General features: G+C 68.5%; 8 protein-coding genes and 1 pseudogene. 5 read left to right on the plus strand and 4 right to left on the minus strand.

Annotated features, from left to right (window positions below; translation table 11 throughout):
* Positions 1-195 precede the first annotated feature (195 nt).
* Together WA965_RS11560 and WA965_RS11565 are read left to right on the plus strand one after the other, a co-directional pair.
* Positions 196-891: pseudogene (locus tag WA965_RS11560) on the plus strand (phytanoyl-CoA dioxygenase family protein).
* A gap of 106 nt (positions 892-997) precedes the next feature.
* On the plus strand, positions 998-2032 hold the full coding sequence (locus WA965_RS11565; protein ID WP_526301285.1) for an alpha/beta hydrolase: 1035 nt from the start codon (positions 998-1000) through the stop codon (positions 2030-2032).
* A gap of 4 nt (positions 2033-2036) precedes the next feature.
* Here WA965_RS11565 and WA965_RS11570 read toward each other — a convergent pair whose 3' ends face one another.
* Genes WA965_RS11570 through WA965_RS11580 form a run of 3 tightly spaced genes read right to left on the minus strand, consistent with a single transcriptional unit; the run spans position 2037 to position 3977 of the window.
* On the minus strand, positions 2037-2888 hold the full coding sequence (locus tag WA965_RS11570) for a DUF4344 domain-containing metallopeptidase (protein WP_526301283.1): 852 nt from the start codon (positions 2886-2888) through the stop codon (positions 2037-2039).
* A 36-nt stretch (positions 2889-2924) separates the two neighbouring features.
* The gene (locus WA965_RS11575) at positions 2925-3341 is read right to left on the minus strand and encodes a pyridoxamine 5'-phosphate oxidase family protein (RefSeq protein ID WP_526301281.1); all 417 of its coding nucleotides are present in this window, start codon (positions 3339-3341) and stop codon (positions 2925-2927) included.
* Between the two features lie 27 nt (positions 3342-3368).
* Complete coding sequence (locus tag WA965_RS11580; protein ID WP_526301279.1) at positions 3369-3977, minus strand: TetR/AcrR family transcriptional regulator; 609 nt, start codon at positions 3975-3977, stop codon at positions 3369-3371.
* Positions 3978-4050: 73 nt separating this feature from the next.
* On the opposite strand from WA965_RS11580, the gene WA965_RS11585 reads away from it, so the two are divergent.
* The 3 genes from WA965_RS11585 to WA965_RS11595 are packed head-to-tail and all read left to right on the plus strand — an operon-like array spanning position 4051 to position 8002.
* On the plus strand, positions 4051-5031 hold the full coding sequence (locus WA965_RS11585) for a nitrilase-related carbon-nitrogen hydrolase (RefSeq protein WP_526301277.1): 981 nt from the start codon (positions 4051-4053) through the stop codon (positions 5029-5031).
* Positions 5028-6650 (plus strand): amidohydrolase, encoded by a 1623-nt coding sequence (locus WA965_RS11590; protein ID WP_526301275.1) that lies wholly within the window; start codon positions 5028-5030, stop codon positions 6648-6650. The genes WA965_RS11585 and WA965_RS11590 overlap by 4 nt, the downstream gene beginning before the upstream one ends.
* Positions 6647-8002 carry an amino acid permease gene (locus WA965_RS11595; RefSeq protein WP_526301273.1) on the plus strand — a complete coding sequence of 452 codons (1356 nt, stop codon included), beginning with the start codon at positions 6647-6649 and terminating at the stop codon, positions 8000-8002. The genes WA965_RS11590 and WA965_RS11595 overlap by 4 nt, the downstream gene beginning before the upstream one ends.
* On the opposite strand, the gene WA965_RS11600 is transcribed toward WA965_RS11595, so the two are convergent.
* The coding region (locus tag WA965_RS11600; RefSeq protein WP_526447543.1) for a sulfurtransferase at positions 7992-8589 on the minus strand (598 nt) is incomplete at its 5' end. The genes WA965_RS11595 and WA965_RS11600 overlap by 11 nt on opposite strands.

An 8589-nucleotide genomic window follows, 5' to 3' on the forward strand; every position in this document is an offset into this window, starting at 1 on the left:
GCTCGGTGCCACGCAGTTCCTGCTCGCTGCGGCGGTGTCGCCGTTGGTCAGCCTCGGCGGTGAGCACACCGCGGCGCCGCTGGGCATCGTGATGGTCTGCGCCTCGCTGCTGGCGTGTGCCGGGTTCTCGGTCGCGGGCGCGCGGCGCTCGAAAACCATTGGCACGCCACACGCCTGATGTGTCACCCTCGGCGGATGGTCGATGTCGAGGCGTTTGAGCGCGACGGGTTCGTCAAGGTCGAGCAGGCGGCGCCGCGGGGGGTCGCCGATGCCGCCCGCGCGGTGCTGTGGCAGCAGCTCGGTGTGTCGCCCGACGATCGGAGCACGTGGACACAACCGGTGATGTGGGCGTCCGATCTGACGGGAGCGGGCCCGTTCGGCGAACTGGTCCGGAGTCCGCGTCTGGCCGAAGCACTGGACGCGGTCTGCGGTGTCGGCGGATGGCAACCGCGCGGATCGTTGGGCAACATCCCGGTGCGCTTCCCGGTGTCCCCGCCCGCCGAGGACCGCGGCTGGCACATCGACCTGAACACACCGCAGGCGGACGGTTCGTGGGCGGTCAGCCGCAGGCCGCACACCATGCTGCTGCTGACGCTGCTGTCCGACGTGACGATCGACGACGCGCCGACACGGATCCGGGTCGGCTCCCACCGCGACGTCGCCGCCGCGCTCGGTGACGACGCGCTGGACGCGGTGTCCGCGGGACGCCTCGCCGATTAGGCGAGCTCCGGTCGCCCTGTGGTGCACGCGACGGGCGCACCGGGTGACATGTACGTGGTGCACCCGTTCACCGTGCACGCCGCCGAAGAACACCGCGGCAGCACGCCACGATTCATGGCCCAGGCACCGATCGTGCTGACCTCGCCATTCACCGCGGATCCGGCGCGGTAGCGCACCCTGCGCGTCGCGGAACGCGCCCGATCCGCTCAGGTCACAACCCGGTCACTGCCCCGCGCGCCCCGCGATCGCGCCGCCGACCGCTGTTACGTTCGCGCCCATGGCGCTCTTCGGACAACGGGCCCGCCGCGTCGGCGCACGCCTGGCCGTCGCGGTGATGCTCGCTGCCGGCTTGACGACGATCACCGTTCCGCAGGCGACGGCATTCTCCCGCGAGGGCCTGCCCATCGAGATACTCGACGTCCCGTCACCGGCGATGGGCCGCACCATCCGCGTCGAGTTCCAGGGCGGCGGACCACATTCGGTGCTGCTCCTCGACGGCCTGCGCGCGCAGGACGACTTCAACGGCTGGGACATCAACACCGCGGCATTCGAGTGGTTTCACCAATCCGGGATCTCGGTGATCATGCCCGTTGGCGGACAGTCCAGCTTCTACGCCGACTGGTACCGGCCCGCGAAGAACAACGCGGGCACGGTGACCTACAAGTGGGAGACGTTCCTCACCAACGAGCTGCCGACCTGGCTGGCGGCCAACAAGGGCCAGGACCCCTTCGGTAATGCCGTTGTCGGATTGTCGATGTCGGGCAGTGCGGCGCTGACGATGGCCGCGTACTACCCACGCCAGTACAAATTCGCCGCCTCGCTGTCGGGGTACCTGGCGCCATCGCAGAAGCTGTGGCCGCCGCTCATCGACATCGCGATGCAGGACGCCGGTGGATTCGATTCGTTCGACATGTGGGGTCCATCGGGCTCACCGGCGTGGCGGCGCGCCGATCCCATGCTCAACATCAACCGGCTCGTCGCCAATCGCACTGCGCTGTGGGTGTATTGCGGCAACGGCATAGCGTCCGACCTCGACACCGGCACCGACCTCGGCATCAATGTCAGCGCCGGCTCCCTGGAGACCATCACGCTGAGCACCAACAAGGAGTTCCGCGACAAGTACCTGGCCGCAGGCGGCCGCAACGCCATCTTCAACTTCCCGCCCAACGGAACCCACAGCTGGGGTTACTGGGGTGCGCAGCTGCAGGCGATGAAGCCGGACATCGTCCGCCTGCTCACGACGCCACCACCACCGCCTCCCCCACCTCCGCTGCCACCGCCGCCGCTGCCGCCCCCGCCGCCGCCGGGGTAGCCGGCTACCTGAAGTACGGGTCGAGCAATGTCGACCACGCGTTGTCGAGTTGTGTCCACTCGTCTTCGCAGCCGTCGGCTCGGCCTTCGGGGAGTTCACCGGCTGCGACCAGGTCTCCGTTGGTCTCGGGACTCGAGCCGTAGATCCAGCACTGCAGGTTGAACATCCGCGTCTCGTCCAGCGAGTGCACGTCGGCGAAATCCTCCGCGCTGAGCTCGCCGCGCTGCACCCCCGACGCTCCGAAGGTCCGCGCGAAGTCCTTGACCGCCTGCACCGATTCCGGGTCCGGCACACCGTCGTCGCCGGGTTGCAGGAGCACGAAGGCGGCGAGTTGATCGGCCACGTCCTCCTCGCGGCCGAGGGCCGGCAGCTCGTAGACGTTGATGGCCATGTGGCCGACCTCGTGATAGAAGGTCGCGTACTCGGAGTTCAGTGCCGAGGCGACGGGGTCGGGGTCACCGGCCTCGGTGAAGATCTGTTCGGCCAGCGCGGCGTCCTCGTAACACAGGGTGATCGACTGTTCGTCGGAGTCCCAAAAGGCGTTCGCCTCATCACATTGTGAGCCGAGCAGCTCGATGTCGTAGGGCAGTGCCAGGGTTTCGTTGATGTCGTCGGCGAGGTCCTCGAGCAGTTCGTTGTCCTGCATCAACGCGCGCCCGGCGAGCGCGTCGGGGGTTTGTGCGTCCTCGTAGGTGACGATCATCGCCCCGTCGTCCTCGACATCGGGATCGCTGCGCTGCTCTGCCGCGACCGTGCCCGACGGGGCCTCGGCGGGATCGGCCTGCTGCTCCTGCGTACCGCCGCATCCCGCCAGAACAAGACCCGCCGCCGCCAGAGTCCCCACCCAGATCCGCATGCCCCAGACGGTCGCAGATTTTAATTCCGCAGGAGGCTACTTCGAGTAATCGGTGCTGAGCCAGCGCTGCGGACGCATCCGGATGACAACCGAGGTCGGGGTCAGGTTCTCGTCGGCGAACTGGCCGCCGGCTTCGTCGCCGAGATAGCGGACCGCGATCGCGCGCACCTGCGCGTCGTCGGCGGGCCCGATGCCGGTGACGTCGCCCTCGGCGGTGACGTACTTGTAGGGCGGCTGCTCGTCCTGCACGGTGATCGCGAAGCGGCCGGCGTCACGAATCAGCTTGTGCTTGATGGACTCTGCCTCGGTCCACAGCAGGACCTCGCCTCCGGGTCGATAGCCGTACCAGATCGGTACCGCCAGCGGGGCACGGTCGGGCCGCTCGACGGCGATCACGCCGACGTGCACGTCGGCCAGATATCGTTCGCGCTCGTCACTGCTCATCTTCGCCATGCCTACTGCCAACCACTGAGAGCTCGGTCACATTCCCTCGGGTCGGAGTCCACGCAACAGCACCGCCAGCCCGTATTCGAAGGCGTCGTCGGCGCGTTGCGACTTGGGCTCACCGGTGGCCAGCGCGGCCGCCAGTTCCGGTCCGACCCCGGCGCCGGTGTGCCAGGGTTCGTCGGGGGCGGCCACGTCGAGCGCCGAGCCGAGGACAAACGAATCCATCAGCGTGATCGCCCGCAGCGTGTCCGCCGGGTCGAAACCGCCGCGGTGCAGTGTGACCGCGAGCGCGTTGTACATCGTGAACGCCTGCGTGCTGTTGACGGCGTGGGCGGTCATCAGCGGGATCAGCCGTGGGTAGCGCGCGTAGCTGCGCCGGTAGGAGCGCAGGATGTCGGCGACGACGTCGCGCCACGGCCGGCCGGGGTCGTCATCGGGAAGCTGGACCTGCGACATCGCGCGTTCCCGGAGCAGTTCGACGATCTCGTCGCGGCCACTGACGTGGTTGTACAGCGACGACGGCCGCACCCGAAGGGCGCGTGCGATTCCCGGGATGGTGAAGCCCCCGGTCGCCGTCACCGACTTCAGCGCCGCCTCCGCGATCCGGTCTGTCGACAGCAGCGGTGTGCGTGGTCGTCCCATGCCGCAACTCCCGTCTTGCGCGAGGAAGTGACTCAGTTCACAATAAACGAACCTCATTCGTTTTAGGAGCCGGATGCTCACGCTCACTGCCCCCGCCGCCCCGCCGCTGTCGCGGTCGACGGATTCCCCGCGCCCACCGCTGCGTGTCGGACTGGTTCAGCACCGCTGGCGCCCGGACGCCGCCGAACTCACCCGGGTGCTGCGCGACGGGATCAACCGCGCCGCCGCCGAGGGCGCGACCGCGGTGTTCCTGCCCGAGATCACGCTGTTGCGCTACCCGGCCGATCAGCCCGCAGGCCCGAATCCCGGCGCCCTGGCCGAGGATCTGTCCGACGGACCGACGTTCGCGCTGGCCGCCGAGGCCGCCACCGCCCACGGGATCTTCGTGCACGCGTCGCTCTACGAGAGCGCCCCCGACGACGACGGCCTCGGCTTCAACACCGCGATCCTGGTCTCCCCGGCGGGCGAACTGGTGGCCCGGACCCGCAAGCTGCACATCCCGATCTCGGCCGGCTACTACGAGGACACCTACTTCCGCGCCGGCCCGGCCGCCGACCCCTATCCGGTGTACGAACCCGACGGCCTCGGCGCCCGCATCGGGCTGCCGACCTGCTGGGACGAATGGTTTCCCGAGGTGGCGCGCAACTACTCGCTGGGCGGCGCCGAGGTCGTCGTGTACCCCACCGCCATCGGCTCCGAGCCGGTGTTCCGGGATTTCGACACCCGCCCGCTGTGGCAGCAGGTCATCGTCGCCAACGGCATCAACAGCGGCCTGTTCATGGTCGTGCCCAACCGCGTCGGCGACGAGGGTGCGGTGACGTTCTTCGGGTCGTCGTTCATCTCCGATCCGTACGGCCGGGTACTGGTGCAGGCCCCGCGTGACGAGGAAGCGGTGCTGGTCGCCGACCTCGATCTCGACCAGCGCCGCGACTGGCTGGAGCTGTTCCCGTTCCTGCTGACCCGCAGACCGGACACCTACACCGCGCTCACCGAACCCGTTGACACACAACATCCCTACGGTGTCGGGCACCGGGCGACCGCGGTGGTCAAATGAGCACGACGCTGTTTGACGGCGGTGTCGTCTGGACCGGCTCCGAGGAGACCGACGCGCTGCTGGTCGTCGACGGTGTGGTGGCCGCACTCGGCGACGAGGCACGTACCCGCGGCGCCGATGCCGACCGGGTCGACCTGGATGGCGGGTTCCTGATGCCGTCGTTCGGCGACGGGCACGCCCACCCGCTGTACGGGGGGCTGGAGGCGGTCGGGCCGCCGGTGCGCGGGTGCGGTTCGGTCGACGAGATCCTCTCGGCGGTCAAGAGATACGCCGACGATCACCCCGAGCAGGACTGGATCGTCGGCGCCTCCTACGACGGCAGCCTGGCACCCGACGGGCTGTTCGACGCACACTGGCTCGACGCCGCGGTGCCCGACCGGCCCGTAGTACTGCGGGCGTGGGACTACCACACCGTCTGGTGCAATTCCGAGGCCCTGCGCCGAGCGGGAATCACCGCCGACACCCCGGATCCGGCACTCGGCGAGATCCCGCACCGCGACGACGGCTCGGTGCTCGGGACGCTGCGGGAGTGGGGCGCCACCGATCTGGTGATGAACGTGATGCCCCCACTCGACGAGCAGGTGCGCATCAACGCGCTCGGCACCGCCGCCGACTACTACCTGGCCCGTGGTGTGACGTGGGTTCAGGATGCCTGGGTGGAGCCCGCCGACGTGGCGACCTATGTCGAGGCGGCCCGGCGCGGAAAGCTGCGGATGCGCTTCAACCTGGCGCTGTATGCCGACCCACGGCACTTCGACTCTCAGATAAACCATTTCGCCGAACAGCGTGTGCTGGTCGAGGCCGCCGCCAATCCATTGCTCACCGCCCAGACGGTGAAGTTCTTCGCCGACGGGGTGGTGGAGAACGAAACCGGTGCGCTGCTGGCGCCGTACTGCTCGGGCCTGCACCAACACGGCATGCGCAACTGGGAAGGCGACTCGCTGGCCGAGGCTGCCCGCCGAGTCGACGAACTCGGACTGCAGATCCACATCCACGCCATCGGCGACGCCGCAGTCCGGCAGGCACTCGATGCCATCGAATACGTTGTCGCACAGAACGGCCCGCGGGACCGACGACCGGTGATCGCGCACTGTCAGTTGGTCGACGACGCCGATCTGGCCCGGTTCGCCGAACTCGGCGTCATCCCCAACATGCAGCCGCTGTGGGCACAGTTGGATGCGCTGATGACGGTGCTGACGATCCCACGACTGGGCGCCGAGCGGGCCGACAAGCAATACCCGATCCGCACGCTGGAGCGCTCGGGCGCACCGCTGAGCTTCGGCTCGGACTGGCCGGTGTCCTCGGGGGCCCCGCTCGACGGGATCGCGGTGGCGGTGTCGAGGCGGACCGAGGACGGCGCGCCCGAAGGCGGCTGGACACCGCACGAGATCCTGCCCATCGAGGACGCGCTCAGCGCCTACACCGCGGGCGTCGCGAATCAGGCGTTCGCCGAGAACAATTGGGGCCGCCTCGGACCGGGCGCCAATGCCGACATGATCTTGCTCGAACGTGATCCACGCACCACACCACCACTGGAACTGCCGAAGGCCGGCATCCGGGCCACCTACTTGCGCGGGGATCCGGTCTACCGCGCCGACGCACTGAAGGGACAGTCATGAGCACCTCGGAGTCATTCGTGCCCGACCTCGATGGCCGAGAGGGCCATCTGAAACGCGCACTGGGCCTGCCGTCACTGGTGCTGTTCGGGCTGGTGTACATGGTGCCGCTGACGGTGTTCACCACCTACGGCATCGTCACCGAGACCTCCGGGGGCAGACTGCCGTTGGCCTACATGGTCACGCTGGTCGCGATGGTGTTCACCGCGCTGTCGTATGCCCGGATGGCCGCGGCGATCCCGATCGCGGGATCGGCGTACACCTACACGCAGCGGACCTTCGGGGCCCCCGCCGGATTCCTGGCCGGTTGGTCGCTGCTGCTGGACTACCTGTTCCTGCCGATGCTCAACTACCTTGTCATCGGCCTCTACCTGAACGCGGCGGTGCCGGCACTGCCGGAATGGTTGATCGTCATCATCGCCATCGGGATCGTCACGGTGCTCAACATCGTCGGCATCGTGTCGGTGGCCCGGGCGAACTTCCTGATCATCGCGATCCAGGCGATCTTCATCGTGACGTTCCTGGTGCTGGCCCTGACGACGATCTCGGGCTACGGATCCATCGACCTGATGGCGCCGTTCACAGGTGACGGCAGTGCCGCCGGGTTCAGCCCGGTGCTGGCCGGCGCGGCCATCCTGTGCCTGTCGTTCCTGGGCTTCGATGCGGTCTCGACGCTGTCGGAGGAGGCCAAGAACGCCAAACGCACCGTGCCGCAGGCGATCATGATCGCCACGATCGTCTCGGGGATCATCTTCATCCTGCTGTCCTACGTGTCGCACCTGGTGTTCCCGTCGCACGAGTTCGCCGACGCCGATTCGGGTTCGCTCGACGTGATGGTGGCCGCCGGCGGGCAGTTCCTCAACACGTTCTTCACGGCGGCGTATGTGGCCGGCGCGCTGGGTTCGGCGTTGACCTCCCAGGCCTCCGTGGCCCGCATCCTGTTCGCGATGGGCCGCGACGGGGTGCTGCCGCGCAAGGTGTTCGGGCATGTCTCTGCCCGGTTCAGCACGCCGGTGTACGCGATCGGCGTGGTCAGCGTGATCTCGTTGCTGGCCATCGTGATCGATCTCGCGACGCTGGCCTCACTGGTCAGCTTCGGCGCCCTGGTGGCGTTCTCGGCGGTGAACCTGTCGGTGATCAAGCACTACTTCGTCGACCTGCGGGAGCGCTCGAACGTGGTGCTCAACCTCATCGCCCCGGGCATCGGGTTCATCCTGACCGTGTGGCTGTGGACCAGCCTGTCGGGGATGACGCTGGTGCTGGGCCTGATCTGGCTGGCGATCGGTGTCCTCTGGCTGGTTGTGGTCACACGCGGATTCCAGCGACCCACCCCGGTTCTCGACCTCAAGGAGTGATTTCGCGGGCGACGGGACGTCCCGGATCCGCACTCCACTCCGACCACGACCCGGGGTACAGCGCGGCGTCGATCCCGACGGCTGCCAGCGCCGCGACGGTGACCGCAGCCGTCACGCCGGAGCCGCAGTACGCCGCGACGTCCGAGTCGGCGGCGACACCGTGGGCGTCGAACAGTTCGGTGAGCTCGCGCTGCGAGCCCCAGGTCCCGTCAGCAGTAAGCAGGCTGGTGCTCGGCACGTTGAGTGCTCCGGGGATGTGGCCGGCCACCGGGTCGACGGGTTCGACCTCGCCGCGGTAGCGTTCCGGTGCGCGGGCGTCGAGCAGCACCCCGATGCCGGGCACCCCGTCGGCGGTCACGACAGGGCGGGCCGCCGAGTAGAGGTCGTCGTGGGTGACCGTCACATCACCGGGAACCGGCATGGCTGTGCCCGTGTGGAGTTCACCCGTCCACGCGGACAGCCCACCGTCGAGGATCCTGACGTCGGAGATGCCGGCGGCGGTGAGCACCCACCACCCACGCGCCGACGCGGCACGGTTCCAGTCGTCGTACACCACCACGGGGACTCCGGTGCGCACGCCCCAGCGC

Origin of the sequence: Mycobacterium sp., assembly GCF_049683935.1 — a bacterium.
GTDB lineage: Bacteria > Actinomycetota > Actinomycetes > Mycobacteriales > Mycobacteriaceae > Mycobacterium.

Bases quoted from the DNA above. Each gene is read 5' to 3' on its own strand.
- WA965_RS11565 (WP_526301285.1), top strand. From the start codon at position 998: ATGGCGCTCTTCGGACAACGGGCCCGCCGCGTCGGCGCACGCCTGGCC.
- WA965_RS11570 (WP_526301283.1), bottom strand. From the start codon at position 2,888: ATGCGGATCTGGGTGGGGACTCTGGCGGCGGCGGGTCTTGTTCTGGCG.
- WA965_RS11575 (WP_526301281.1), bottom strand. From the start codon at position 3,341: ATGGCGAAGATGAGCAGTGACGAGCGCGAACGATATCTGGCCGACGTG.
- WA965_RS11580 (WP_526301279.1), bottom strand. From the start codon at position 3,977: ATGGGACGACCACGCACACCGCTGCTGTCGACAGACCGGATCGCGGAG.
- WA965_RS11585 (WP_526301277.1), top strand. From the start codon at position 4,051: ATGCTCACGCTCACTGCCCCCGCCGCCCCGCCGCTGTCGCGGTCGACG.
- WA965_RS11590 (WP_526301275.1), top strand. From the start codon at position 5,028: ATGAGCACGACGCTGTTTGACGGCGGTGTCGTCTGGACCGGCTCCGAG.
- WA965_RS11595 (WP_526301273.1), top strand. From the start codon at position 6,647: ATGAGCACCTCGGAGTCATTCGTGCCCGACCTCGATGGCCGAGAGGGC.